This is a genomic window from Enterococcus sp. DIV0901a, from assembly GCF_051711525.1.
Classification (GTDB): Bacteria; Bacillota; Bacilli; order Lactobacillales; family Enterococcaceae; genus Enterococcus_B; species Enterococcus_B faecium.
Genome location: NZ_JBIOMW010000001.1, coordinates 628,078 through 654,647, shown reverse-complemented (window position 1 = coordinate 654,647; position 26,570 = coordinate 628,078). Strand labels below are relative to the sequence as shown.

Genomic DNA, 26,570 nt, shown 5'->3' with positions numbered 1-26,570 from the left:
TGTCACAGCTCCTTTCCTAGTATGTTTTTGAATAAACGACAGGCTCACAACCTCTCTTTATACTTCTTTTATACTTCTATACGTGAAGCATCCCAGTGGCAAATAAAACCATTGCAATCACTCCGACCATCGTCACACCTATAAGTAAAATCTTATCTAAGTGGATATGTTGTACAGGCTCGTTTTGCTCCTTACGTGCTTTGAGATAAAAATAAATGCCTGGCAAGAAAAGAACAAGAACAAGCATTACTTCATTAAAGGCTACGACTAGCATAGCCCATACTTGAAAGGCACTTGCTAAAAGCCCTACTAAAAATTGGACCCATTCTTTCCGCTGATAAGAAAGTTTCATTTGGTACAATCCTAAGAAAAGCCACGTGAAGAAAATAGCTGCTGTACCAAGTGTGTAAGCAAAGTTATAAGCACTGTCAGTGAATAATAATGAAAGTAAAAAGACATTCGTACATAACGTCGTCAATACGATAGCATAAGTTGGTGCCCCATTTTTGTTGAGTTTTCCCCATGCTTTAGGCAAAAGTCCGTCTTCAGCCATGTTTCCCATTGTTTCAATCGGTAAGATCGTCCATGAGAGCCAAACACCAACTAAAGAAATGATCAAACCGCCGTTGATCACGACTGCTCCCCATTTACCAACCATCATTTCAAACACATAGCCCATAGCAGGCTGCGCCTTGATCGTTTGCAGCTGATTCATCGTCATTGTCCCATATGGAAGCATGGAAACCAAGACGTAAATAATAATCAAGCCGAATATCCCTAGAATCGTTGCTTTCCCAACATCTGATTGTTTTTTTGCTCGTGAACCTACGACAGAGGCTCCTTCAATACCAACAAATACCCAAAGCATCACCATGATGCAACTCAATACTTGACTGGAAAACGGGATCGGCTGTCCATTCGCATTCAATATAATGTCGCTAGAAAAGTTATCAATGAATTGTTGGATCGAAAACGTGCTGATAGCTACTACAATAAATAAAAATAATGGCACTAATTTACAGAATGTGACGATAGCATTGACGAAACTAGCATTTTCGACTCCCCGATTCACTAGCCATGCATATCCCCATAAAAAGACTGTACTCATCACGATCGATGCCAGATTTTGCCCACCTTCAAATACTGGGAAGAAATATCCTAATGCGCTCATCAACAATGTTGCAAAAGCTACGTTGCCTAACCAGCATGTGAGCCAGTAACCCCAACCGCTGATAAAACCAGCGAAACGGCCAAAACCTTCTTCTGCGTAACTAAAGATCCCGCCTTTTAAATCTGGACGTTTTTTATTGATATTATTGATCGACAAGGAGAGCATCAACATTGCTGTTCCTACGAGTACCCAACTGAAAATAGCTGGGCCGCCAGCCGATCCGGAGATGTCCGTCATAATACCAAATACGCCACCTCCAATCGCTGAACCAATTACTAAGGCAGCAAGTGGAATTAAACCAATTCCTTTTTTCTGTTGCTCTGTATCCATGTAAGCATCCTCCAAAATAAAACCGCTTTTATCAAAAAGTATAACAAACCTTTTTTATTTTTACTTAATTAATAAAAACTTTAATAGAAATATAATTCTACCGGCTTTTTTCTCATTATACAAGCAAAGCGCCTAGTCCCTTTCCAAATTACACCACCAAAAAACTTAAAAAAGATGCTATACTAAAAGGAAAGAATTGGGGGATGATCCATGAACATTTTATATATATCGATTTCAGGAAATACGCGTGCCTTTGCCAAACATCTAGCAGAATATGCTGAAAAAATGCATGCAGAAGATCCTGTCAATCCTGAAGTTACTTTAAAAGAAATCCATGAAAATAGTGATTTTACGAAAGAAACAGAACCATTTTTTACTTTCGTTCCTACTTATTTAGACGGCGGAAATGGTTTAGATAACGGTGATACAGAAATCTTGACCGAAACGATGCGTGAATATCTGGAACATGAAGACAATCATAAACTTTGTCTTGGTGTAGTCGGTAGCGGGAATAAAAACTTCAATAATCAGTATTGTCTAACAGCCAAACAATATGCACAAACATTTGGCTTTCCTTTCTTGGCAGATTATGAATTACGGGGAACACCATCTGATGTGACACGAATTTATCAGATTTTAGCAGAAAACAATAAATAATAAAAAAGAAGAAGCTGAAAAATAGATTTCAGCTTCTTCTTTCGTTTCTATTGTTTCTATCATATTAAGCTTTGACATCCATCACAGGTGCTTTTGCTTTTGCTTTACCTGTTTTTTCCAAGACAAAGTTTTTTACACGATCCATATTGGTTACCAAGACGATCATGGATGTTTCTTTGCCTGCTGCTTTGATCGCTTCTAAGTCAGCTTCTGCTACAAGCGTATCAGGTGTCACTTGCTGCCCTTCTGTTACTTTCACATCAAATGGCGTACCGCCTAAGTCAACTGTGTTGATTCCCATATGAAGCAAGATTTCTAAACCATTTGGCGTTGTGATCCCAATAGCGTGTTTCGTTGGGAAGACAGAACTGACTACCCCAGTAACTGGAGAATGGATATGTCCGTTTTCTGGTTCTACAAAGTAGCCTTCACCCATCATCTTTTGTGCAAAAACTGGATCACTTGCTTTATCTAAAGAAACAACTGTTCCGTCAGCAACTGATGAGAGGATAGTCACACTTTCAGCTGAAGTTTGAGGTACTGCTTTTTCAGGCACTTCATTTACTGTGGCTGTTTCAGTCGCTAATTCTTCTTTTTCTAAACGGTCTTTAGGAATACCGAAGAAGAAGGTAGCAACGAAGCCACCAGCATAAGCTGCCAATAATCCAAGGATGTAGCCTAACCATTTACCGTCAGAGATCAATGGGATCAAAGCGGCTCCTGAAGGTCCAATAGCGATAGCCCCGACATTTCCGATCATTCCGATCACTGCCCCGCCGATACCTCCACCGATACAAGCAGTAATAAATGGGCGTCCTAGAGGTAATGTTACTCCGTAAATCAATGGTTCGCCGATTCCTAGGATCCCGACTGGTAAAGCTCCTTTGATCATTTCTGTTAATTCTTTATCTTTTTTGCAGCGAATCCATAATGCCAATGCTGCACCCACTTGTCCTGCACCAGCCATCGCAAGAATTGGAAGCAATAGCGTACGACCAGTTTCATCAATCATTTGCACATGGATTGGAGTCAAAATTTGATGCAGTCCGAACATAACCATCGGCAAGAATAATGTGCCTAGAACGAAGCCGGCAAATGCTCCACCAACGCCAAGTACCCAGTTGATCCCACCGACCATGCCATCAGAAATGAAACCTGCTAAAGGCATGATGAAGAAAATTTCAATCAGACCGATGGCAATCAATGAAAGAGTTGGTGTAACGATGATATCTACCGCATCAGGTACTACTTTATGCAGTTTTTTCTCAACGATTGACAATAGCCAAACAGCGAAGATGACACCTAAGATCCCACCTTGTCCAGCTGCAAGAGCTTCACCAGTAAATAAGTTTTTCAGTGGTGCTTCCGGATTCATCCCTGTCAGCATCACAACGGCCCCGATAACTCCACCAAGAGTTGGTGTTGCACCAAAAACTTGTGCAGCATTGATACCTGTATAGATAACTAGGTAGCTAAACATCCCGTTTTTCAAGATGTTCATCACATCGATATATTGTTGCCATGTTGCTGCATCAAGTGTTCCGGCTGTGACTAAGTTTGCTAAAACTGCGGCAATCCCTGCCACGATCCCAGTACCGACAAATGCAGGAATCATTGGCACAAAGATATTAGAAATGTCTTTTAATACCGATTTGATTTTAGATGGTTTTTGTTTCGATTTTTGTGCCGCTTTCATTTCTTGTGCCCGTTCGTTTACACGGTCTTTTCCAGATGCTGATGAATTTGCTGTAGCTGCACTTACAGAAGGAAGTTTTTCTCCTAATTTCACGCCTGCCAAATCAACCATTTGCTGTGCTACTTTGTTCACTTTCCCAGGTCCGATGATGACTTGAAGCTGTTCATCTTCTACTACACCAAGCACTCCTGGAATCGCTTTTAATTCAGAGACATTTACAAGATCATCATTGATGATCTTCATACGCACACGAGTCATGCAGTGGACAATGCTTTCTACATTGCCCATGCCGCCTGCCCCTTTATAAATTTGTTTTGCCAGTTCTTCCAAAGTCAGTTCGTTTTTTGCCATGGTCTTTTCCCCCTCATAAGGTCCCTTTTACAAATCCGTTTGCTTCAGCTAATTTTGCTTGAGCTTCCTCTTTATCACTATTTGTCAAAATCATGACGATAGCCAGCTTAACATTTTGATCTGCTTCTTCAAAGTACTTTTCAGCTGTTTCGTAATCAGCTTCTGTCGCTTGCATGATGATTCGTTTTGAGCGTTCGATTAGTTTTTCATTTGTTGGTTTGACATCGACCATCAAGTTATTGAATACTTTACCTATACCAATCATACTGATAGTAGAAATCATATTCAAGATCAGTTTTTGTGCTGTTCCTGACTTCAATCGAGTAGAGCCTGTCAAAAATTCTGGACCTGCATCGACTTCGATTGGGAAATCCGCGTGTTTACTGATTTCGGCTTGTTTATTGCAAGAAATCGTTCCTGTGACAGCACCGATCGATTTTGCGTAATCTAATCCACCGATCACATATGGTGTACGACCGCTAGCTGCGATACCAATAACTATATCATTTTTTGTCAAATTCAGCTTGATTAGATCTTCTTGCCCTAGCTCATAAGAATCCTCGGCCCCTTCGACAGCTACAGTCATTGCTTCTTCTCCACCAGCAATTAGACCTATGACCATTTCCGGTTCTACACCGAATGTCGGTACGCATTCAGCAGCATCTAACACACCTAGTCTTCCACTTGTTCCGGCTCCCATATAAATCAGGCGTCCACCTTTTTTAAAGGATTCAATCGTGTTAGCAATCACTGGTTCGATACTTGTCAGTTCTTTTTCAACCGCAGCGGCCACTTTCTGATCTTCTTTGTTCATTAGTTGAACGGCTTGAGAAATACTCATCTCATCTAATCCAAAAGTTTCTTGGTTTCTGCGTTCCGTTGTTAGGTTCTCTAAATTGATTTTGCTCATTTTTATCTTCCTTCTTTTCTTATAAATTGATAGTTCATACCAGCTTTGATTTGGTTGATCAATGGTAGCTCTTCTTTGATAACTTTGGCTACTACATTCACTTTTTCATCCGCTGGCAAATCATATTTAGTTAATTGGATCTCACCCATATAGCGCAAATACTTTTCGTTATCTAAAGTAATAGACCCTTTCATACGCGTAGCTGTATTTCTTGCTGGGATAGGCGGAATCTCTCGAAAACGTGCATCTGCGCTTCGTATGACATCTCTTGCATCGTCTTGCCGATTCGTATGCTTCCCTAATATATATTCGTAAAATTCTTCATCTACAGGTTCCGTATGGAGCAAGACTGTCTGTTCTTTTTGGAAAGAAGCAAATTGCTCCTGAACGTTTTCTGACAGACCTGCATCTCCGATGTAAACAATATCCGTGTTACTTGCTAATAGATCTAGAGCGCCTGCAAGAGGATGGACCCCGCGATGTTCTTCCAAAGTCGGCAATCCTTGATATAGTGGGCCTCTCAACTCTGTATCTCCTGGTACAAAACCTTGGACAAGGAGACCTTGAATTTTGAGCCATTGATTTTTTTTCTGATACCATTCTTTGTCCAGCCCTGTTTCGGGACGTGGATAATAATTATGCCAAGCTTCAATCTGTGAGAAATCAGCTTCTGCTTCTTTCAATTCATCGATATCTTTAGGCGTGATCGTGCTAGCATTCAAACTGATTTTCAATTGATGTGACCAGTCGGCAATCTGCTGATTGGAAATATGATAATCCATTCTTAAACCTGTTACACCAATTGCTTTCAAAGGCGTGAGATCTTCTAATGAAAAACCAGCTCGTTCCAATGCCTCTCCTGAAATATCGACCATCAATTCTAGTTTATTCTTTTTCGCTTCGCTTCCTAGTTCGATCAATCGCTTTTGATATGCCGAAACATCATCTTCTGGTATATGCATGGAAGTGAAAATACCGACAAAGCCATTGGATGCCATTTGGCGGATATACTGTTTCTTCTCTTCTGACAAAGAATCGTTCATAAATATTGAAAAGCCAAACATATTATCCCTCTTTTTCTGTATCCGTCTTCATTTCTATGACTAGAGTATATATCTAAAGAAATAAAATTTCAACACTTTTATTAAAATAATTAAATTTCATTTCTAAAGGTTGAGTTTATATTACCAAAAGAATTGTCATAACCTAAAAAAAGGCACTGCTAAGCAAAAGCAGTGCCTTGAAATATTTTATTTAAATAACACAAACACATAATTACTCATAAGAAACCAATTCTGTATTATCTACCATGAATGTAAAGAACCCCTCATTAGGCATCGGATGAAAATAAGCATTGATCACTCTTATCAAGGCATTATGGCAAACTAACAGATAGACATTTTCTTCGTCTTCGATGCATTCTTTCAATAAAGGAACGATCCGTGCATACACATCTAAGACTGACTCCCCATTTGGGAATCGTACAGCGAACGCTAAACGTGCTTTTTGAAAGTTCTCATCTTTGCTTGGCAGTCCATCATAATCCCCAAAATCCATTTCTACCAATCGTTCATCAACGGTCAGCGGCAAGCTGAGACGATCAGCAACTGCTTGTGCTGTATCTCTTGCTCGTTGAAGAGGGGAATGGATGATTTTCGTGATTGGAACAGGCAAATCTACTACCTTTTCTGCTAGTTTCTGTGCCTGCATCTGTCCTTTTTCAGTCAGCGGCACATCTGCCCGTCCGCAAACTAATCCTTGTGCGTTCCAAGTTGTTTCTCCGTGTCTCGTTACATAAAGCATGTGATTCTCTCCTTCGTTGGCAAAGTTCCCCTTAACCATACCTTGTTGTTCTTGAGATTACAAGGGTTAGATTTTCTCAAGAGAAATAATCTCAGTAGATACTTTATCCAGGAAGGTTTGATCATGTTCCACTAGTAACATGGCAGGTTTCACGTTCAAGATCAGTTGTTCTAATTGTTCTTGATTGAAGACATCCAAATAATTCAATGGTTCATCCCATATATATAGTTCAGCTGGCTGTGATAAAGATTTAGCCAATTCCACTTTTTTCCGTTGGCCCATACTCATCTGCTCGATCTTGTTATGAAAAACATCTCTTTCCATCCCAAGCTTTCGGAGGTTGTTCAAAAATGCTTGGTAGTCTACTTGGTTTTTCTCTGCAAATTCCGCCAACGTTCCTCGATTGTCTTCATAATTTTGGCGTACATAACTAATGCTCAGATGTTTTGGCTGGGATTTTTCTCCTATAACCTTGCCGTTGAATGCCCCCAGAAGATAATGGATAATGGATGACTTTCCTGCACCGTTAGGACCTGAAATCGCCACCCGCTGATGAGGCTCGATTGTAAAATGAATTGGCTCGAATAACAGATTTTCATACCCTAATTGAAGATCTTCTACGCTTAAAAGTCGCTTATGGTGAGACGCTTGGCTATTCATCGTCAAAGAATCGATATATTCGATATCTTTTAATAGTTTTTCTTTCTCGCTGATCTGGGTCTCCATCCGATTCACGATTGCTTTGGATCGTTTCATCGTCCGTGCAGCATCAGCACCCACTGCTCCTTTATTCACTCGTCTAGATTCAGTATCGATGAATCCGACTTGTTTCTTTGTTTTATCTCCTTCTCGGGAACGAGACCATTCGGCTTTTTCAGCTGCTGTTTTCTTTAGCCTACTGACTTCTTTTTTCAATTTTTCATTTTGAGCCATTTCAAATTCATCACGAAGTTTTTTCTGTTCTTCATAGATAGAGAAATTCCCTTGATAAAGTTCCAGTTGACTTTTTTCGATTGCTAAAACATGGTCCACTACTTCATCGATAAATCCCCGGTCATGGCTGACCACGATGAAGCCTTGTTTTTTCTTTTTCAAATAAGCCGCTACTTGTTTTCTACCAGAGATATCCAAATGATTCGTTGGTTCATCGATTAACGGGAAATGAGTGTCATCCACAAATAAAAGTGCCAGTAGGACTTTTGTCTTCTCTCCCCCTGATAGTGTGCTGAATTCTCTCCATAAGATTTCAGGATCTGTTTGCATCAATTGGAGCTCTCTTTCGATTTCCCATATCTCAAAATCCGTAATATCATTTAACACGTAATAGGTTAAACGTTCTTTATCTTTTGTCTGTTGCGGGAAATAGACAAATTCTTGCTGATGGATTACTTGCCCTTGATAAGGTAGTTTGTTTTGTAGAATATTCAGTAAAGTTGTCTTTCCTCGACCGTTTCGTCCGATAAGTCCTAGTTTCCATTGTGTGTCAAAATTTAGATTTGCTTGTTCAAATAATAATGTGCCTTGGCTGTCGTAGCCGAATGTCAGATTTTTTATTTCGATTTTAGACATTTTCCATCACCTCGTAAAAAAAGACCAGTCCTATTTTCAGAACTGGCTAAAGAGGATGCAAGGGTTGGGTACACACAAAAAGACCCATACATCGAAAAAACCAAGCCAATCCCGAAAATCTGCACACTGCTCCCTTGTCTCCACAAGGTACAGTCTGAATGCAGCTTTCATCAATCGACTTAATTTTTCAATGCACGGATCCCTCACTTTGTCCTATATTTGAAATTACGATAGCATAAAGAAAATGATTTTGTCAACTACTTCGGGAGGATGGTGAAAAATCTGCTAAGTGTCTGTCCTAAGATTTTTGTTTTTTCTAATGTTTGCCTGTGTTCCATTGCTTCTTCTAAACCTATTGGACCCAAATGAATACTTAAGACAATTGGGAGAAAATCAGAGAGTCCTTCTAGCTCTTGGTCTCTACTTCCGCAAATAGCGATGATTGGTTTTCGATATTTTTTTGCAAGCACTGCTACACCGTATGGAACTTTTCCGTGGATCGTTTGCTGATCGATCCGCCCTTCTCCTGTAATGATGACATCTGCTTGTTCGATCTTTTTTTCCAATCCAGTGATTTGGCTGACTAAATCGAAACCAGAAACCATCTTCGCTCCCAACAAAAAAAGGGCTCCACCAATACCGCCTGCTGCTCCACTTCCTGGAATATCATCTAAATCCACCTCCCAGAAATCTTTTATTTGCTGAGCAATCTTTCCTGCTTGTTTATCTAAGAAAGCTAGCGTCGTATCTATTCCTCCTTTTTGTCTTCCAAATTGCCAAGCAGCTCCTTGTTGACCTGTATATGGATTGGTAACATCTGCAGCGATAATCAATTTTACTTTAGAAACAAGAACGTTTCTTCGATCAAAATGAAGTTTTTTAGTAGATAATAAAGGATTTCCTTCTGTGTACCCTTCTAAAGAAGCACCCAAGGATTGGAGTAATCCTAGACCACCATCGCTACACCCGCTTCCTCCTAAAGTGACAATAATTTGTTCTACTTCTTGAAGCAGTGCATCTTTGATAAGTTCTCCTAAGGCATAACTGGAAGCAAGTCGGATAGTTTGATCCGTTGGTTTATCAAGTAGATCTAACCCCAATGCTTGTGCAGATTCGATGACTGCGGTATTTTTTCCTTGCCAAGTTGTCAATAAATAGCTGATTTTTCGCTGACGGAATAAGAGATCCATCCCATCAATGGTACGCCATGTTCCCCCGAGCGCGTAATAGATTGCTTCTGCAGTATTTTCTCCGCCATCTGCAATCGGCACATTGATTTTTCTTCCTTTACGATCTTCCCAGCCATTTAGAACTGCCTGATTTAGTTCAAATGAAGAAGCACTTCCTTTAAATGAATCAATTGCCGCCAAAATATCCATCTGTATCCCTCACTTTCTTCTTAAGTAAGACACTTTTTTTCATTTTTTTCAAACAAAACAATGCTATTTTCTTCCATCTTTCTATATACTAAAAGGGAACTCATTGAATAAAGGAGAGAAAAAACATGAAAATCGCAATAGCTGGGGCCGGAGCAATGGGCAGCCGAATCGGATTGATGCTACATCAAAGCGGAAATGAGGTCCTCTTGATCGATCGTTGGCCTGCTCACATTGAAGCCATTCGTACAAATGGGTTGATTGCTGACTTTAACGGTAAAGAAGTGGTCGCAAAACTGCCAATCTATTCACCAGAAGAAATCATCGAAAGCAACGAACACGTGGACTTGATCGTAGCATTAACAAAAGCGAATCAATTAGATGATATGTTTCGTTCGATCCAATCCATTATTACTGACAATACTTATGTTTTGTGTTTACTAAATGGATTAGGTCATGAAGATGTACTGGAAAAATATGTGCCAAAGAAAAATATCTTATTTGGGATCACGATGTGGACAGCTGGTCTGGCTGGTCCCGGAAAAGTCACATTGTTAGGTGATGGAGAAATCGAACTAGAGAACTTGGAACCAGAAGGCGAAGCATTTACAAAAGAAGTTGTAGAAGTCTTTCAAGAAGCAAAATTAAATCCGATCTATAGCCATAATGTTCGTTATTCCATTTGGCGAAAAGCTTGTGTAAATGGAACATTGAATGGTTTATGCACGATTTTGGATTGTAATATTGCTGAACTAGGCGCGCAAAAAGCGGTAGAGAGCATGGTTCGAACAATCGTATCTGAATTTGCTTCTATCGCAGCAAAAGAAGGAATCATACTAGATCAAGAAGAAGTGTACCAACATATTGCTTCTACTTATGATCCTGACAACATCGGGTTGCATTACCCATCTATGTACCAAGACCTGATCAAAAACCATCGTTTGACTGAAATCGACTACATCGATGGTGCCGTTTGGCGAAAAGGACAAAAATATGATATTGCTACACCATATTGTGCCTTTTTGACCCAATTAGTCCATGCAAAAGAAGGAATCCTTGGCGCAGAATAAAAGGCTCTCTGATGAGAATCAGCTGAATCAGCAGCTGGTTCTCTTTTTTTAAGCCCAATGAAAGATCAAAAAGAAAACACAACTCTCATGATGCCATAAGAATTGTGCTTGTTTGTTTCGGTACATAATATCTTCAAAATGTAGGTTTTTTATTTATTTTCAACAGAGGAGAGGTCATATTCGTATTGCTCATAAATAGTGGAATCGTTAGTGATAAATCGTTTTGCCCAATTTTCTGCATCATAAAATTCCAATAGCTCTGATGGGATTGGCTTAAAAGGTGTATGCAGAAATTCCGGTAATTCATCTAAATCACGTTCTCGAAGCAAAAAAATATTTTCAGGACGATAAAAATGATAATGAGCAATCGCTTGATTATCCGTTACTAGTTTCTTTTGAAAATACATAGATTCAAATGTCCGCAAAGTCACTCCTTGCTGACCCTCCCGCAACAGTTCCAGAATCCCGCGCGATTCCCCTGTTTTTTTCAGGTACTCTTCATAAGTAAGATATCCAGGTTGTTCATTCCCTCGATGTGGAAGAATGAAATAGTTGGTCGTAACATCTCTTTTTATAAATTCCTGCTTATAGCTTTCTGCTCGTTCTTTTCTCCCATTATTCGTTGCACCAAAAAATAGATCCGTCTTTGGTTCGCTAGAAGAAAAATCCATATGTTTCGAATAAAATGAACTATTATGTTTCAGCCCAAGTTCTTTTGCTTCCAAAAAATCAAAATGATAAATCTCATCGATTGCCGGTTCATCTTGTGCCTGCTTCAGCATCGCCTCGTGTTCTGCTTTGAAGTGATTCCAAAAAAATAACACAATTTTTGCATTGGTAAATGGGCGCACGCGTCGAGCCATCTCCATATCAAATCCATAATCTAAAAAAACGATCAGCTGATAATTTGCCAACTGTTGTCTAGCTGATTTAATGAATTCCGACTGTAGTAAATCTTTTCCGGACCAAACATCTAAAGAGCGGATGGAAGGCAAAAAATAAAGTGATTTATTTTTTGCAACTAGCAGTACGTCATTTTTGTTCATCTTTTCCGCCTCACTTTCTCTGTCACTTTTTCCTATGATAGCCTGTTTAAATAGTAAAAAGCCAGTAAAACGCTTCCTATATTTGTATGAAAATTTAACATTTGTATGAAAATATGATGAAATAAATCATTCTTCTATTAAAATTCGCCTAAAAGTTTTCTGAATAGTTGTAATTGTCTGAAAATTTGTTATCATTAGTCATTGTTAAATATTGCTATTTATTCTTAATATAAATTTTGATTGTGAATTTAAAAGAAAGAGGTCATTTATGGAAGATAAAAAATTGAAAAAACAACTTAGCTCCAGACATATCACCATGTTAGCTTTAGGTGGAGCAATCGGTGCAGGTCTATTTAAAGGAAGTGGCGAAGCGATTGGAATCGCCGGCCCTTCTGTATTGATTGCTTTTTTGATTGGTGGACTGATTTTATATATCGTGATGAAAGGTCTGGGAAAAATCGTTTTAAGCGGTGGCGACACGCATCACGGATTATCCGGTTTGATACGCCCTTATCTAGGTGCTCATTCTGCTGATTTTACTGATTGGGTCTACTGGTCTATGTGGATTATCAATATCATCGCTGAAGCTGTTGCAGCTGCTTCCTTTTTGCAGTTGTGGTTCCCGCACATTCCAGCCTGGGTATTTGTTTTTATGTTGGCTGTTTTGACTACGATCATCAATCTTTATTCGGTACGGTTATTCGCAGAAACAGAATATTGGCTGGCTTTTGCTAAAATCAGTGTCATTATCTTACTGATCATTTTTGCTACTTATCTTGTCGGTCAGCAAATGTTGGGCACAGGCGTTTTCCCTACCCTTCAGCAATTGACTGACCATGGTGGGTTTACTCCTCATGGTATGAAGGGAATCATCAGTTCTTTGCTTGTAGTTATCTATTCTTACGGCGGTTCTGAACTGATTGCTATCACGGTAAGCGAAGCAGATGATCCTAAACGTGCGATTCCTAAAGCCATCAAAGGTGTCATGGGAAGAATCATTTCCTTTTACATCATTCCTTTGTTTTTGCTTTTGATTCTTTTTCCTTGGAATACTTTAGCAGGTACGAATGTCAGTCCTTTTGTGATGGTATTTGAAAAAATGAATATCCCATTTGCAGCGGATATCGTCAATTTTGTTATTGTCCTTGCTTTGTTCTCATCTATCAATTCGGGTGTGTATGCATCTTCAAGAATTTTGTTCTTCCGTTTGAAGGATCGAAAAGGTTCCTCTAGAAAACTAGCTGTTTTAAACAAGCATCAAGTACCGCAACGTGCTGTTTTATTTTGTACCAGTGTTCTTTATCTTGGTGTAGCTCTTTCTTATTTTGTCGGTGACAAATTATTTGGCTATCTGGCAGGTTCCCTTTCGTATACAGTATTATTGATCTGGATCATTATCAGTGCGGCATCCTTTGTACTGGCACTAAGGAAAGGAACGTTATGGGACAAAGGAATCAGCTTTTTTGCATTAGCTGTCTTAGGGTTGATTTTCCTCGGTATCCTATTCACGAACTCCATTGGGGTAACTGTATTGACCGGTTTGCTTTACCTGTTCATTTATTTCAGTTATCAAAAAAAGAATGATGCGTTCGTCTTGACGAATGAATGAAACCAATAGAGAATTTTATTCTATTTATATTGAATAGCTAGAGCTATTGAAAAAAGGAGCTGCGACAAAAATTGTTGCAGTTCCTTTTTCCGAATAAACAGTCTCACGACCTCTTGGTAAACGGTGTTCAAAAACCCTCTGTGCAAAATAATTGATTGTTCTCCATGCTCATGACATGATAGAAGAAAGGAATGAAAAAAAGGAGTTTGTTTTAAATGAAAAAGTATTGGAAGTTTTTGTTGATGATCGGTGTTTCAACGGTAGTTATGTTTGGTATGATGTACTTGAATGTCTATGCGCTCGATCATATCTTCTTCAGTCGTACACGAGTATTCATGGCGTTGATGATGGGTGCAGTCATGGCAGTCATCATGCTGTTGTTCATGTGGAAAATGTATGAAAACAAAAAGATAAATGTTATGATCTTAGCCGCTAGTCTTCTTGTTTTTGCCGGTTCCTTGTTTATGGTACGAAGCCAAACTACTGTCAACGACACAGCTTGGATGAAGGCCATGATTCCTCATCATTCTATCGCTATCCTGACAAGTAAACGAGCTGATTTAAAAGATCCTGAAGTAAAAAAATTAGCGGAAGAAATCATTCAGGCACAAGAAGAAGAGATCGACAAAATGAAAAAAATGATCAAAGAAATGGAATGACCATTATCCGTCCAAATAAAAAAAGAGGATGTTCCAGAAGTGATCAGCTTCAAGAAATAAGAAGAAGCTACTTCTGGAACACCGTGAATAAGGGGTTGTGAAAAAGCTGCCCTGCATCAAGTAATAAGAACAGCCAAACAAAAATAGCTTCTCCTATTTTTCGTTTGGCTAGGCTTATTACCGCAGATGCAAGCTTTTGAACACCGTTTTATTAAGAGGTTGTAAAATCAGCGTTCTGACCTGAGTATTAGAGAAACAAATGGCAAAATAGTTCCTCATATTTTGCCATTTTTTGAGCTAATACCGAGGGTCAGCTGATTGAACACCGTTTAGTGGAGAGGTTGTGAAAAAGTCGCTTAGTTTCGCGTATTAAGAAAAATTTTGTGAAAATGGCTTTCCACATTTTTGTATAAATTTGGCTTAATACCGAGAAACTGGCTTTTGAATACCGTTTATTCGTAAAAAGGGATTGTGACAAAAGTCTTGTCACAATCCCTTTTTATGTTTTTATTGTTCTAATTGCGCTGTCTTGCTTACTGCTTCTTGCGGTTTCACAAATTTTTTTGAGATTCCCCAACCTGTGAAGGCACTGACCATCGAAAACACAGGAGAAAGCAAACTGAAAAATACGAATGGCAAGTAAGTGAGTGTAGGAATACCAAATGTACTTGCTACGAAACTTCCGGCAATTCCCCAAGGCACTAAGTAGTTGATTACTGTTCCACCATCTTCTAGCGTTCTACCTAATACAGTTGGATCAAATCCTGCTTTTTCATAAGTTTCTTTAAATGCATTACCAGGCAGAATAACAGATAGGAATTGTTCACCAATAAAAATATTTACTCCGATACTTGTCATCAATGTTGTAAAAATCAATTTTGGTGTGTTCGTCATCTTTCTTGATACTCGTTCCATCACGGTTGAGATCAAGCCAAATTCGATCAACAATCCACCTAATGACAAAGTTAGAATAATCAATGACACAGTAGGCATCATACTTTCGATTCCTCCGCGGCTAAGCAGTGAATCGATTTGTTGGTTTCCAGTATTTGAAACAAACCCTGATTCGATGACCCCAGCCAACTTCGTTAAGGAAGTTTGTGGGTTTTGAATAAAAATCATTCCTACTGCTACAGCGATATTCAACAAAATCGTCAAAATTGCCGGCACCTTTTTCCATGCACACAGTAACATTAAAAATAAAGGAATCAGTGACCAGATTGAAATAGTAAAGTTTGCTTCTAGAACATCAGTCACTTCACGAATAGATGAAAGACTTGCGGCTTTACTTGTGTGTCCTAAAATCATGAATAAAAAGAAAGAAACAACAAATGCCGGAACAGTTGACCACATCATATGCTTGATGTGTTTGAACAAATCGGCATCAACAATAGCTGCTGCTAGATTTGTTGATTCGGATAATGGAGACATCTTATCTCCAAAAACGGCACCTGAAACAATAGCTCCAACAACCAGCGCTGGATTTAGGCCTAGTGTTGTCCCAATACCGAAAAATGCAATCCCAATCGTTGACATAACAGTAAAGGCACTCCCTACAGCGCTACCTACGATTGCACACACAACAAATACAGAAGGGACAAACCACTGGACACTGATCAATTTGAACCCAATGACCATTAGAGTTGGAATGATCCCTGCTTGTATCCATACAGCAATCAATGAACCGACTAAAATAAAAATAAAGATTGGGATGATTCCTGGTTTGATGCCATTGATGATTCCTTCGTGCAGCCAATCTGTCGGGTATCTTTTTATCACTGCATACAACATGACCATTCCGATCGCTGCTAAGATCGTGATATTAGGTGAGACCTTTAATCCGACAACGCCAATCGCAATGCCTAAAACAATAACCATTAATACAAGTGTTGCTTCTAAAAAACTTGGTGTTCCTTTTTTTCCCATGATAATCTCTCCTTTTTTAGTTGTTCTTATGTTCTAAAAAAGTTAAGATATCGGATTACTCCGCCGCAATTCATCCGCGATTCCTCCTTTATAAAAATAAAAAGACCTGTTTTAAACTAAGGACGAATGACTCCGCGGTACCACCTTAATTAAAAACAGATCTGTTTTTCACTTTCAAACTTTTATTCAAATGTATGGACTTTCCATGTAATTCGTCAATTAGGCTTGATCGGTTCACAGCGACCACCGACTTTCTGAACAAAACACCTAACCGCTACTGCGTGAAAAGTTGACTTGTATGAAGTTTACCTTCCATAAGATCATTTGTCAATGAAAAAGAAAATATTTTTTCATTTTTCTGAAAATTATTTTTATAACTTTCACACACAAGTTTATTTTTTACTAGAAAGTAGCACCCTCTTGTTTTTTTCTTGCTACTATTTCTTGATGTTCTTGCTTGATTCTTTCTAATAGCTTTGGCTCTTTCAACAGATCAAGAGCTGTATTGGCGAGTAGTTCTGCTGCAATCGCAATAGAAGCAAGGCCTTTGTCACTTTTAGCAGCAGCTTTGAATTCTTCTGTGTGTCCGGCAATATATGTCTCAGAGATTGCTACCGTAGGCTGGATTGTTGGTATGACTTGGCTGACATTTCCTACATCAGAAGAACCGAGACTTGTTCTTTGTTCCGTTTCTATTTCTTCATCTGGAACACCTGCTTCTTTTGCATGCTGGAAGAATAAGTCATCAAAAGAAGGAGTAACGATGACATCATCAACTGCATTTTGGAACAATCCAAACTCAAAAGTCGTGCCCGTACTTATCGCAGCACCTCGTACGATATTTTCCACTTTTTCATATACCTTATCTAATGTTTGCCGATTTCCTGCACGTAAATAGAAACGTCCAGCAGCGTAATCTGGAATGACGTTGGCAGCTACTCCTCCGTCTGTAATGATCCCATGGATATTGACATCTTTTGGCAATTGCAAGCGTAGAGCGTTGATTCCATTAAACACTTGGATCAATGCTTCCAAAGCATTTACTCCTTTTTCAGGTGCTGCTGCTGCATGGGAAGCGACACCGTAAAATTTGATGTCGACTGGATCATTCGCTAAAGATTCTGTCGTTTTCCCATAACGAAAAGCTGGATGGACGCATAACGCTACATCGACATCCTCAAAAAAACCTTCTCGAACAAAGCTGCCTTTAGCTGATCCGTTCTCGCCCCCTTCTTCCCCTGGGGTGCCATATACACGGATTTCTCCACCAGTTTCATCAATAAATTGCTTCACTATGCTGGCGGCTAATACGGAGTAAGTACCAAACAAATTATGCCCGCATGCATGACCAATACCTGGTAAAGCATCGAATTCTGCCAAAAAGGCAATTGTGGGACCGGGTTTATTGGAAATATAACGTGCATCAAAGGCTGTTCGGTGTCCAGCTACTTCTTTTTCTACCCAAAACCCTTCTTTTTCTAATTGTTTAATCAACGCTGCTGAGGAATAAAACTCATAGTTACTTACTTCAGGATGTTCGTGGATATCTAGAGCAAGTGCTTGATATTCTGGTAAACGATATTGGATTAGATCCTTCAATTGGTTTGTTGAGATTGTTGTTGTCATAAAAAATTCCTCCTATGCTAGTCATTTTTCTTATTTTCTCCCGAATGTTTCCCATGCAGGCACGCTTGATCCTTTTGATGTTTTCTCGATTACTTTGACTGTGTCTTCTGTTTGATAAGCGTCTACTATTTTTTGATACGTTTTATTTTTTTCATCTTCTTTTCTTGCAACGATGATATTCACATAAGGACGTGCATGGTCATCCACTGGTTCTAAGAAGATGGCATCAGAAGCAGGATTAAATCCAGCATCTACAGCTACACCGCTATTGATCACTGAAATGTCTACATCCGACAAAGCACGTGCTGTTTGTGAAGCATCTAATTCAGAAATGTCTAGATTTTTTTTATTCTCGGTAATATCAGAAACAGTGGGCGCTTGTCCTTTTGCCTTATCCACTTTGATCAATCCAGCAGTTTGCAATAACAGAAGAGCTCTGCCGCCATTTGTGACATCATTAGGAATTGCTACTTTTGCTCCGTCTTTGATATCAGCTACATCCTTCAAAGTGTTAGAATAAATTCCCAGCGGTGCATTGACAGTATTTCCGATCGATACTAAATCAGTTCCGTGTTCTTTATTGTAATTGTCTAAAAAGAATTGATGTTGGAAAGAATTCAAATCAATCGATCCATCTGCTAAAGCCGCATTTGGTTGATTGTAATCTGTAAATTTCACGTATTCCAAATTAATGTTCTCCTTTTTCAAACGGTCTTTCACGTTGTCCCATACATCTGTATCTTCTCCAATAATCCCTAGTTTTACGGTAGTTTCTTTTTTGTCAGTTGTATCTGCTTTTCCTTGGCTACACCCTGCCAACCAAATAATTGCTACAAATGTAATGACTACAAAACGAATAATTTTTTTCATTTTTTCTCCTCCACTTTCAATGTGTAATTTTTTTAATCAGTTGATTACTGATAAATTGACTTAAAAAAACTAAGATTAGAATCAATAATGTAGCCACAATCGTTACATCTGTTTGGAATCGATTATACCCTCTCGATATAGCAAGATTCCCTAATCCGCCTGCACCTACTGCTCCAGCCATGGTAGTCAGTCCGATCACGTTGATGATAGTCAACGCCGAGACCCGAATGATACCAGGCAAACCTTCTAACAAATACACACGTAAAATAATACCGATTGGACTGGTTCCCATCGCTTCTGCCGCTTCGATCACCCCAGGATCAACTTCTAGCAGTGCGTTCTCGATTTGACGAGCAAAAAACGGAACAACTCCAAAAATCAATGGCACTAAAGCTGCTTTCGCACCAATCGTCGTTCCAACTAAGAAACGAGTAGTCAATGCTAAAAGAGAAAGCAAGATAATGAAAGGGATGGAACGAATGATATTGATCAGCTTATCAAGTATTTCAAATAGCAGACGGTTAGCTAGTAATCCATTAGGGCGTGTCACTACTAACGTCACACCTAAGATGATTCCGATCATCCCGCCAATGAATGCTGTCCAAAAAGACATATATAGTGTTTGCTTCGTCGCTTCGACAAATTCATCCGGAATCAAATAAACATTGGGCAAATATGTTTTAAAGAAATCAGTCATTTTATCTTCCTCCTTCGATCACTTTGATACGACTATCTAATTCGTTTTTTTGTAAAATATTTATTTTTACACCAGATTTGATCAAATAATCCAATGCTTTTTGCCGCTGTTTGGTTTCTCCAGCTAAAGTAACGATCAAACTCCCTAACGGCGTTTCTTGTAATAACTCTACATTGCCATATAAAATATTCGCTGTTACTTGATATTTGCTGTACAGATGAGCGATTAGAGGTTCGTTCGTCTGATTTCCAATATAACTTAATTCCAACAGCCATTTATTGGCGATCTGATCGGCAAAAGCAGAATGGGCAATGATCGTTTCTAATGCTTGGTCAAGATGAGTAGCTGTTCGAATAAAATCTTTGGTCAATTCTTCTTCAGGATTGCTGAAGATCTGGATGCTGCTACCTTTTTCAATGATTCTTCCATCTTCCATAACCGCTACCTTGTTGCAGATTTCTTTGACAACTTGCATCTCATGAGTGATCAGGACGATTGTTAAACCTAACTGGCGATTCAATTTTTTTAACAATGCAAGGATCTGAAGGGTCGTTTTCGGATCAAGTGCACTGGTTGCTTCATCACATAATAATACCTTAGGTTCATTCGCCAAAGCTCGTGCGATTGCTACTCGTTGTTTTTGTCCCCCCGACAGTTGTTTAGGATAAGCAGATGCTTTTTCTTCCAAACCGACAAGTTCCAGTAGTTCATTCACTTTTTGACGACGTTCCTGTTTCGATTTTCCAGAATACTTTAAAGAAAAATCAACGTTGTCAAAAATAGTTCGGCTTTCCATTAGATTGAAATGCTGAAAGATCATACCGATGGCCTTTCTTTCTTTTCGCAATTCTTTGGGAGAGAGCTGACTCAAATTCGTCTGATTGACAATGACTTCTCCTGCTGTTGGTTTCTGCAGCAAATTCATCACACGAACTAACGTACTTTTCCCTGCACCTGAGTAACCGACGATTCCATAAACATCGCCTTTTTCAATCGTTAAATCTACAGAATCTACTGCCTGTATCTCTTTTTCTTTTTGTTTGAAACATACAGAAACATCTCGCAATTCAATCATTAAAATTCCTCCTTATCTAAAAAAAGCGTCCTCAAGAAAATGAAAATGTCATTTTCTTGAGGACGCTTTTTTGCGTGTTACCACCTCATGTTCAAGCTGTGTTCACACACAACTCCTCTTCAAGTACGATCATACTCTAGCAAGATATCGGTCGCAGCCGTCATCGCCTTACATCTATGCTCGGGATGAATTGCTCGATGGCCATTTTCCAATAGTCGTTCCTTGCTTCTTCTCAGCTACCGAAGCTCTCTGTCAAAGGTTCTTCTATCGTACTTACCATTTCAATGCAAATAATATTCAAAAAAAAAATCCTTTTACTAACATAAACTATGTCAGTAAAAGGACGACGTATCGCGGTACCACCTTTTTTCGGAAGTTTCCTTCCCTCAAGCCCAACATCTCAAAAAGAGAGATTGGCGTTCGTTTTAACGGTCGAACAGTTCCGAATTTGCCTACTTATCGACAAATTATTCTCCAAGGCCATTTTCAGCTTTTCTTACTTGACTCTTCTCACCAGCCAGAGCCTCTCTGCAAAGTTTCCAAACTTACTTTCCTTTTCAACGAAATCGATATTTTGTTGTTGGGATTAATCTACATGAGGAAAACTGAAAAGTCAAGTACGAAATTCAAATTATTTTTTCTATATTTATTTTTCTGTTTTTTTATTTAACATTTCAATAACAGTTCGAAGATCTTTTCCTTCCGCAAGAAGTTTCAATTTTTCCTTTTCTTCGACGGTATAATTTCGGACAAAACTGGAATCAGGTATCAAAACAACGCCTAATCCTGCTCGTGAAGCAGCTGTTGCTCCTACTAAAGAATCTTCCACTGCAAAGGCTGAACTAGCTTCTAATCCTGTTCGTTCCAAAGCTGTCAGATAAGGAATCGGTGAAGGCTTGTTCTCCGACACTTCGTCTCCGAATGTAAACGTGTCAAAGTAATCAGCTAATTTAAAGTGATCCAAGATATCTGTTGCTCTTTTCGTAACAGTGGTCGTAGCAATGCCTAGTTTCATATGACGTTCTTTTAAGTCTGCCAATATTTCTTTTGCATATGGTTTTAAGTGGATGGCTCCGCTTGTCAGCTGTTGATAAAAATATTCTTCACGCTTCGCTCGGACTTCCTGTACTTTTTCAGGGCTACCTGCTGCTTTCACTAAAATATCAAAACTTTGTTTCCAGTTTTTTCCGCCCCAAGCGTCAACGATTTCTTTTGGGATATGGATATCAAATTGCTGAAATCCCCAAAGCCAGCCATCACGATACGTTTTTTCTGTGTCAACTAACAAACCATCTAAATCAAATATTGCACCTTTCATCTATACATTAATCCTTTCCAAAACAATACACATAGTTTAGCACGACTGGTCCAAAAAGAACAGAAGCAAAGAACCATCCTTCTCGTTTATAAGAGTTCTTGGAATCGACGGATATAGATTTTCTTCACAGCTGTCACAAGCGCCAGATAAGCGATGACTGTAGCAAATAACCATAACCAGTAATTGCCAGGAAGTGGCATCAAGCCTAATTCAGTACCAAAACTTGTAAAAGGAAGGACAGAACCGACAATAATTCCTAATGTAGTGATAACAAACATGGCAAATGTTGCATTGCTTTGGATAAATGGTACTTTCGGTGTACGCAGTGCATGGAGCACTAAGGTTTGTGTCCATAGTGATTCGACAAACCATCCTGCATGGAATAATGCGATGAAAATCACTTGCTGTGAACTATCCAATGTATGGAAACTTCCGCCCACTACAGCAGGACAAATAACAAAATACATCAACAAGTAAGTAGTAATATCAAATATCGAACTTGTTGGGCCAAAGTAAACCATGAATTTCCCAATACTAGATGCATTCCATTTTTTTGGCTCGTCCAAATATTCTTTATCCATCCGATCCCATGGCAAGGAAATGCAGGAAACATCATAGATCAGATTCAAAAACAGAAGTTGTAAAGGCAGCATTGGTAAAAATGGCAGGAACGTACTTGCAATCAGCACGGAAAACATATTGCCAAAATTAGAACTTGCTGTAGCCTTGATATATTTCATGATATTCCCAAAAGTTTCTCGTCCAGAAAGAAGGCCTCTTTCCAAAATCGTCAAATCTTTTTCTAAAAGGATCACGTCTGCAGATTCTTTCGCAATATCCACAGCTGTATCTACAGAAATACCGATATCAGCCACTTTCATTGCAGGAGCGTCATTGATACCATCTCCTAAAAATCCGACAGTATGACCATTTTTACGTAAAGCTGTCGTCAAACGTGCTTTTTGCTGAGGATTCAATTTTACGAATACTTCATGGTCTTCAGCTACTTGTGCTAATTCATGATCACTCATTTCCGAGATTTTCTCACCGGTAACCAATTCATTGATCTCTAGACCTACTTGACGGCACACTGAACGTGTAACTAATTCGTTGTCCCCAGTCAGAACTTTTACAGCTACACCATGTTCTTTCAGAGCTTTCAACGCTTGTTTCGTTGTTTCTTTTGGTGGATCAAGGAAAGCAAGATAACCAATCAAAACCATGTCTGACTCATCTTTGACTGAAAATTCTCCAACGACGCTTGGATTGGTCTTTTGTGCGACACCAATCACTCGTAAGCCATCTTCATTAAGTGACTGTACTTTTGCAAGTACGGCTTCTTTTCGTTCTTTTGTTAATGGTGTAACAGTACCGCCAAGATCAATAAATTTAGAAATGTTCAGCATTTCTTCAATCGCGCCTTTTGTGATCATTTGTGTTTTACCAGCTGGATCAGCAACCACAACACTCATACGGCGACGTTCAAAATCAAAAGGAATTTCATCCACTTTTTGATAATTGATCTTATCTGTATCTAAAGTTTCTGTTGCTTCATCAATGATAGCCACATCTAACAAATTTTTCAGCCCTGTTTGATAGTAGCTATTTAGATACGCATGGCGCAAAACACGATCATCTTCATTTCCTTCACAATCCATATGATATTCAAGAATGATTTTATCTTGTGTCAATGTCCCCGTTTTATCCGTACATAACACATCGATTGCACCAAAGTTCTGGATGGCATTCAAATTTTTGATCACTGTTCCTTTTTTGGCCATCACACTTGCTCCTTTGACCAAATTCGTCGTAACGATCATTGGAAGCATTTCAGGTGTTAGACCAACTGCTACAGATAGTCCAAAAAGAAAAGCTTCTAGCCAATCCCCTTTTGTAAGCCCATTGATGACGATAACTGCTGGAGCCATCAATGACATAAATTTGATCAGTAGCATGGATGTTTTATGGATGCCTAATTCAAAGCTTGATTGAATTGGTTTTTCAGATAGCGTTTCTGCTACATGACCAAATAGTGTTTCATTTCCAACAGAAACAATGATTCCTTCCGCACTTCCACTGATGACATTACTTCCCATAAAGACAAGATTTTCGTAACTTGTTTCGCTTTGCTGATCGTCTTCACATACTTTCGCATGCTTTTCTACTGGATAGCTTTCCCCTGTCAATGCTGCTTGGGAAATGAATAAATCCTTTGCGGACAATAAACGCATATCCGCTGGTATCATATCCCCTGCTGAAAGCCGAACAAGATCTCCACAGACGATTTCTTCCATAGGAATCTCTGTGTACTTTCCATTACGTTTTACAGCTGCCGTTACTTTCACAAGTGATTTCAGTTTTTCAGCCGCTTGATTGGAACGTACGGACTGAATCAACGTCATTGTCCCGCTGACGATAACCATAGTGAAGATAATGGCTACACCGAAAAGATCTTTATCCCCAGGAGCTGCTAATACATATTCCGTGATGAATGAAATAATTCCTAATGCGATCAACACTAATGTAAATGGCGTGATGTATGCTTTCAATATTTCTACGATGAATGGTGTTTTTTTGCCATATGAAATCGCATTTTCACCGTAATTTTCTCTTGAACGTTCGATTTGTTCTTCTGTCAATCCATTTGCTGATGCATGGAATAGTTCAAATAATTCTTGTTTCGTTTTTCCAGCAAAAGCTGCATAGATTTTTTGTGTATCTTTCTTTTTTTCCATCTCAATCTCTCCTTTGTGTCCAAAAGACAGCTGTTCTCGCTGCTTTTGGTCTTTAGCTATTTATCGGATCGATAGAGAAAAAACTGAAAGGGGCTGAGAACAGATAGATAATAGCCCTGGCCTTTCCTCTAGATCCTTGTTTTTCGAATGACTGTCATCCATTTGTTCTCATCTCCTTTACTAAGTAATTTTAATTCATGACTTCCAATCATTTTTCGAATAGTTATTTTCCCAATTAGACCACCTCCTTTTTATTTTTCACCGATGGGGATTTGCGGCAACAAAAAAACCTCTCGCCAAATACTCAGCGAAAGGTTTGAAAAAGCATATTAAAAAAAGCTTCTCAGATCTCATCGTTGAGTTTTGACACTGTACAACGTAAAAAGCAGATACCTGCTTTTAGCTACCTTATGAAAAGCCTTATCTCGACAATTCCTGTTCTACCCATTGGCGTCTCTCGACGTTTTTGGGCAGTAGCCTATGTTTGTATAGGAGCCTCACCTAACAAATCTTATTCGGTTTTCCTTCGTTAATATAACAACTAAAAAAGAGGATGTCAAATCAATTTTCCATGTTTTTCATACTTTTTTTAAAATACACGCGTTATATTCCTGTCTCACGCGGTTTTATTTGTCTCATTTTCCACCTCCCGCTATAATAGAAATATAGTAGGAAACGAGGTGCTGTTATGGAAAGAACACTTGTTATTATCAAGCCAGACGGCGTGAGACGCCATTTAGTCGGAAGCATCATCCAACGTTTTGAAGCAAAGGGACTGGCCATTGCTGAAATGAAGTTTGAAACTATGACTCCTGAATTAGCAAAAGAACATTATCAGCACTTGACTGAGCGCAGTTTTTTTGATGAACTGATCGATTACATGACTTCCGGTCCTGTCGTTTATCTTGTCCTGGTCGGCGAGGAAGTGATCGATATCGTCCGTAAGATGGTTGGAGCAACAAAAGCTGCCGATGCTGTTCCAGGTACGATCCGAGGAGACTACGCGCTGCCGGGGACTGAAAACATTATTCACGCTTCTGATTCCCGTGATGCTGCGGTAAAAGAGATCGCCCGCTTTTTCCCGCCATTCGATATAAACAAACCGTCTGAAAAAGCGGCGAAGTGATACAAATTCTAAACTGCTGGTCTAGTTGCTGGGTTCAGCAATGGCCAGCAGTTTTTTCTCTAAGGACCTCCGTTGATTCTTTCCTAACATATATTCGAGCACTGTGAAGAATTCTTGGTAGTCTTTCGTCTTTTCTTCCCCTAAAGCAGCAGAAATCAATCTTTGATAATAATCTGCCATCAATGTTTCATAGATCACTGTACTTCTTTCTTTATGTGCTAAGCTCCGTTTCATATCTTCATTCACACTACGTGCCTTTTTCAACCGACCATTTTCTATATAAAACGAAGTCAGGTTCATTAAAAAAGTAAAGAGATACTGCTCATGATTGTTCAACTGTGCTAATCGTCGCATTCTTTTTTTGATTTTCAAATAATTGTTCTCAATGAACCGATCACTGAATATCCAAGGAAAATCAGCTAGAATAGATAGTTCAAATTGACCATAGTCTGGTATCTGCATCAAGTATTCTTCAATGATTCGGCATTCATAACTTAAAAATTCAAATTCTGTCTCAGATACTTCTGTTTTTTCGACCATGTGAAGATTCAAAACCAAATAATACAGATCTTCTGTTTTCTTAAAATGCCTACGGTTATTGCTGATCTCTTTATAAGGATCAAAGCTGTCTTCTTGTACCCGATCTAGCATTCGTCTTTTTTTCTTTAACTTTATTGGTTCATCCAGCTGGTTTCGCATCCATTCATATTCTGCAAGTGTCATGTTCATTCGCTCTAAAAATGATCTCAATGTTACAAATGACATTTTTTTCACTGAATTTGTCTCAATCCCGACTAGAGAAGTCTTAGAACAGATTCCTTCCGCTAATTGGGACTGTGTCAACTTCTTGTTGACTCGAAGTTTCTTGATCAATTCACCATCATACATAATAGTTCTCCTTTTTAATTTAAATTTTTCCGCATTCAATAAATAGATACGTTAAAAAGGAA

General features: G+C 39.0%; 21 protein-coding genes, 1 riboswitch and 2 other annotated features. Of the genes, 5 read left to right on the top strand and 16 right to left on the bottom strand.

Annotation, left to right across the window (positions count from 1 at the left end):
* Positions 1–76 precede the first annotated feature (76 nt).
* On the bottom strand, positions 77–1,501 hold the full coding sequence (locus tag IGL70_RS03035) for a basic amino acid/polyamine antiporter (RefSeq protein WP_002287090.1): 1,425 nt from the start codon (positions 1,499–1,501) through the stop codon (positions 77–79).
* Positions 1,502–1,711: 210 nt separating this feature from the next.
* On the opposite strand from IGL70_RS03035, the gene nrdI reads away from it, so the two are divergent.
* On the top strand, positions 1,712–2,158 hold the full coding sequence (gene nrdI / locus IGL70_RS03030) for a class Ib ribonucleoside-diphosphate reductase assembly flavoprotein NrdI (RefSeq protein WP_002287091.1): 447 nt from the start codon (positions 1,712–1,714) through the stop codon (positions 2,156–2,158).
* A 64-nt stretch (positions 2,159–2,222) separates the two neighbouring features.
* On the opposite strand, the gene IGL70_RS03025 is transcribed toward nrdI, so the two are convergent.
* The 6 genes from IGL70_RS03025 to IGL70_RS03000 all read right to left on the bottom strand — a co-directional run bounded on the left by IGL70_RS03025 (position 2,223) and on the right by IGL70_RS03000 (position 9,866).
* Positions 2,223–4,205, bottom strand: a complete 1,983-nt coding sequence (locus tag IGL70_RS03025) for a glucose PTS transporter subunit IIA (protein WP_002323720.1) — start codon at positions 4,203–4,205, stop codon at positions 2,223–2,225.
* A gap of 13 nt (positions 4,206–4,218) precedes the next feature.
* Complete coding sequence (gene murQ / locus IGL70_RS03020) at positions 4,219–5,115, bottom strand: N-acetylmuramic acid 6-phosphate etherase (RefSeq protein WP_002287094.1); 897 nt, start codon at positions 5,113–5,115, stop codon at positions 4,219–4,221.
* A gap of 2 nt (positions 5,116–5,117) precedes the next feature.
* Positions 5,118–6,179 carry a DUF871 domain-containing protein gene (locus IGL70_RS03015; RefSeq protein ID WP_002291589.1) on the bottom strand — a complete coding sequence of 354 codons (1,062 nt, stop codon included), beginning with the start codon at positions 6,177–6,179 and terminating at the stop codon, positions 5,118–5,120.
* A gap of 211 nt (positions 6,180–6,390) precedes the next feature.
* Entirely contained in the window at positions 6,391–6,918 is a 528-nt protein-coding gene (locus IGL70_RS03010; RefSeq protein ID WP_002296174.1) for a histidine phosphatase family protein, read from the bottom strand.
* A gap of 66 nt (positions 6,919–6,984) precedes the next feature.
* Positions 6,985–8,487 (bottom strand): ABC-F type ribosomal protection-like protein Eat(A), encoded by a 1,503-nt coding sequence (gene eat(A) / locus IGL70_RS03005; protein ID WP_002291593.1) that lies wholly within the window; start codon positions 8,485–8,487, stop codon positions 6,985–6,987.
* A gap of 257 nt (positions 8,488–8,744) precedes the next feature.
* Positions 8,745–9,866 (bottom strand): glycerate kinase family protein, encoded by a 1,122-nt coding sequence (locus tag IGL70_RS03000; RefSeq protein WP_002291594.1) that lies wholly within the window; start codon positions 9,864–9,866, stop codon positions 8,745–8,747.
* A 125-nt stretch (positions 9,867–9,991) separates the two neighbouring features.
* Between IGL70_RS03000 and IGL70_RS02995 the strand changes: the two genes are divergently transcribed.
* Positions 9,992–10,933: a 2-dehydropantoate 2-reductase gene (locus IGL70_RS02995; RefSeq protein ID WP_104873713.1), complete on the top strand. Its 942-nt coding sequence runs from the start codon at positions 9,992–9,994 to the stop codon at positions 10,931–10,933.
* Positions 10,934–11,082: 149 nt separating this feature from the next.
* Here the strand turns inward: IGL70_RS02995 and IGL70_RS02990 are convergent, their stop codons facing one another.
* Positions 11,083–11,979: a hypothetical protein gene (locus tag IGL70_RS02990; protein WP_002323722.1), complete on the bottom strand. Its 897-nt coding sequence runs from the start codon at positions 11,977–11,979 to the stop codon at positions 11,083–11,085.
* Positions 11,980–12,247: 268 nt separating this feature from the next.
* On the opposite strand from IGL70_RS02990, the gene IGL70_RS02985 reads away from it, so the two are divergent.
* Both IGL70_RS02985 and IGL70_RS02980 read left to right on the top strand, forming a co-directional pair.
* On the top strand, positions 12,248–13,588 hold the full coding sequence (locus IGL70_RS02985) for an amino acid permease (RefSeq protein ID WP_002296179.1): 1,341 nt from the start codon (positions 12,248–12,250) through the stop codon (positions 13,586–13,588).
* 215 nt (positions 13,589–13,803) lie between these two features.
* The gene (locus IGL70_RS02980) at positions 13,804–14,247 is read left to right on the top strand and encodes a DUF305 domain-containing protein (RefSeq protein WP_002299975.1); all 444 of its coding nucleotides are present in this window, start codon (positions 13,804–13,806) and stop codon (positions 14,245–14,247) included.
* A 507-nt stretch (positions 14,248–14,754) separates the two neighbouring features.
* On the opposite strand, the gene nhaC is transcribed toward IGL70_RS02980, so the two are convergent.
* The 7 genes from nhaC to mgtA all read right to left on the bottom strand — a co-directional run bounded on the left by nhaC (position 14,755) and on the right by mgtA (position 24,494).
* The gene (nhaC, locus tag IGL70_RS02975; RefSeq protein WP_002293307.1) at positions 14,755–16,173 is read right to left on the bottom strand and encodes a Na+/H+ antiporter NhaC; all 1,419 of its coding nucleotides are present in this window, start codon (positions 16,171–16,173) and stop codon (positions 14,755–14,757) included.
* 402 nt (positions 16,174–16,575) lie between these two features.
* Positions 16,576–17,799: a M20 family metallopeptidase gene (locus IGL70_RS02970; protein WP_002306090.1), complete on the bottom strand. Its 1,224-nt coding sequence runs from the start codon at positions 17,797–17,799 to the stop codon at positions 16,576–16,578.
* 30 nt (positions 17,800–17,829) lie between these two features.
* Positions 17,830–18,669: a MetQ/NlpA family ABC transporter substrate-binding protein gene (locus IGL70_RS02965; protein ID WP_002306089.1), complete on the bottom strand. Its 840-nt coding sequence runs from the start codon at positions 18,667–18,669 to the stop codon at positions 17,830–17,832.
* Between the two features lie 16 nt (positions 18,670–18,685).
* On the bottom strand, positions 18,686–19,366 hold the full coding sequence (locus IGL70_RS02960; protein ID WP_002293786.1) for a methionine ABC transporter permease: 681 nt from the start codon (positions 19,364–19,366) through the stop codon (positions 18,686–18,688).
* Between the two features lies 1 nt (position 19,367).
* Complete coding sequence (locus IGL70_RS02955; RefSeq protein ID WP_002323358.1) at positions 19,368–20,441, bottom strand: methionine ABC transporter ATP-binding protein; 1,074 nt, start codon at positions 20,439–20,441, stop codon at positions 19,368–19,370.
* Between the two features lie 55 nt (positions 20,442–20,496).
* Positions 20,497–20,735, bottom strand: a binding site (T-box leader).
* 42 nt (positions 20,736–20,777) lie between these two features.
* Positions 20,778–21,011, bottom strand: a binding site (T-box leader).
* Positions 21,012–21,087: 76 nt separating this feature from the next.
* A complete protein-coding gene (locus IGL70_RS02950; protein ID WP_002293780.1) occupies positions 21,088–21,759 on the bottom strand; it encodes an HAD family hydrolase in 672 nt (223 codons plus the stop codon).
* 86 nt (positions 21,760–21,845) lie between these two features.
* Positions 21,846–24,494, bottom strand: coding sequence for a magnesium-translocating P-type ATPase (gene mgtA / locus IGL70_RS02945; RefSeq protein ID WP_002323359.1), 2,649 nt, complete (start codon positions 24,492–24,494; stop codon positions 21,846–21,848).
* A gap of 341 nt (positions 24,495–24,835) precedes the next feature.
* A riboswitch (M-box (ykoK) riboswitch) is annotated at positions 24,836–25,010 on the bottom strand.
* 172 nt (positions 25,011–25,182) lie between these two features.
* Between mgtA and ndk the strand changes: the two genes are divergently transcribed.
* Positions 25,183–25,620 carry a nucleoside-diphosphate kinase gene (gene ndk, locus IGL70_RS02940; RefSeq protein ID WP_002293327.1) on the top strand — a complete coding sequence of 146 codons (438 nt, stop codon included), beginning with the start codon at positions 25,183–25,185 and terminating at the stop codon, positions 25,618–25,620.
* A 21-nt stretch (positions 25,621–25,641) separates the two neighbouring features.
* On the opposite strand, the gene IGL70_RS02935 is transcribed toward ndk, so the two are convergent.
* On the bottom strand, positions 25,642–26,508 hold the full coding sequence (locus IGL70_RS02935; protein ID WP_104873990.1) for an Rgg/GadR/MutR family transcriptional regulator: 867 nt from the start codon (positions 26,506–26,508) through the stop codon (positions 25,642–25,644).
* Between the last annotated feature and the right edge of the window lie 62 nt (positions 26,509–26,570).

Coding starts and splice junctions, on each gene's coding strand:
- IGL70_RS03035 (WP_002287090.1), bottom strand. CDS start 1,501: ATGGATACAGAGCAACAGAAAAAAGGAATTGGTTTAATTCCACTTGCT.
- nrdI (WP_002287091.1), top strand. CDS start 1,712: ATGAACATTTTATATATATCGATTTCAGGAAATACGCGTGCCTTTGCC.
- IGL70_RS03025 (WP_002323720.1), bottom strand. CDS start 4,205: ATGGCAAAAAACGAACTGACTTTGGAAGAACTGGCAAAACAAATTTAT.
- murQ (WP_002287094.1), bottom strand. CDS start 5,115: ATGAGCAAAATCAATTTAGAGAACCTAACAACGGAACGCAGAAACCAA.
- IGL70_RS03015 (WP_002291589.1), bottom strand. CDS start 6,179: ATGTTTGGCTTTTCAATATTTATGAACGATTCTTTGTCAGAAGAGAAG.
- IGL70_RS03010 (WP_002296174.1), bottom strand. CDS start 6,918: ATGCTTTATGTAACGAGACACGGAGAAACAACTTGGAACGCACAAGGA.
- IGL70_RS03000 (WP_002291594.1), bottom strand. CDS start 9,866: ATGGATATTTTGGCGGCAATTGATTCATTTAAAGGAAGTGCTTCTTCA.
- IGL70_RS02995 (WP_104873713.1), top strand. CDS start 9,992: ATGAAAATCGCAATAGCTGGGGCCGGAGCAATGGGCAGCCGAATCGGA.
- IGL70_RS02990 (WP_002323722.1), bottom strand. CDS start 11,979: ATGAACAAAAATGACGTACTGCTAGTTGCAAAAAATAAATCACTTTAT.
- IGL70_RS02985 (WP_002296179.1), top strand. CDS start 12,248: ATGGAAGATAAAAAATTGAAAAAACAACTTAGCTCCAGACATATCACC.
- IGL70_RS02980 (WP_002299975.1), top strand. CDS start 13,804: ATGAAAAAGTATTGGAAGTTTTTGTTGATGATCGGTGTTTCAACGGTA.
- nhaC (WP_002293307.1), bottom strand. CDS start 16,173: ATGGGAAAAAAAGGAACACCAAGTTTTTTAGAAGCAACACTTGTATTA.
- IGL70_RS02970 (WP_002306090.1), bottom strand. CDS start 17,799: ATGACAACAACAATCTCAACAAACCAATTGAAGGATCTAATCCAATAT.
- IGL70_RS02965 (WP_002306089.1), bottom strand. CDS start 18,669: ATGAAAAAAATTATTCGTTTTGTAGTCATTACATTTGTAGCAATTATT.
- IGL70_RS02960 (WP_002293786.1), bottom strand. CDS start 19,366: ATGACTGATTTCTTTAAAACATATTTGCCCAATGTTTATTTGATTCCG.
- IGL70_RS02955 (WP_002323358.1), bottom strand. CDS start 20,441: ATGATTGAATTGCGAGATGTTTCTGTATGTTTCAAACAAAAAGAAAAA.
- IGL70_RS02950 (WP_002293780.1), bottom strand. CDS start 21,759: ATGAAAGGTGCAATATTTGATTTAGATGGTTTGTTAGTTGACACAGAA.
- mgtA (WP_002323359.1), bottom strand. CDS start 24,494: ATGGAAAAAAAGAAAGATACACAAAAAATCTATGCAGCTTTTGCTGGA.
- ndk (WP_002293327.1), top strand. CDS start 25,183: ATGGAAAGAACACTTGTTATTATCAAGCCAGACGGCGTGAGACGCCAT.
- IGL70_RS02935 (WP_104873990.1), bottom strand. CDS start 26,508: ATGTATGATGGTGAATTGATCAAGAAACTTCGAGTCAACAAGAAGTTG.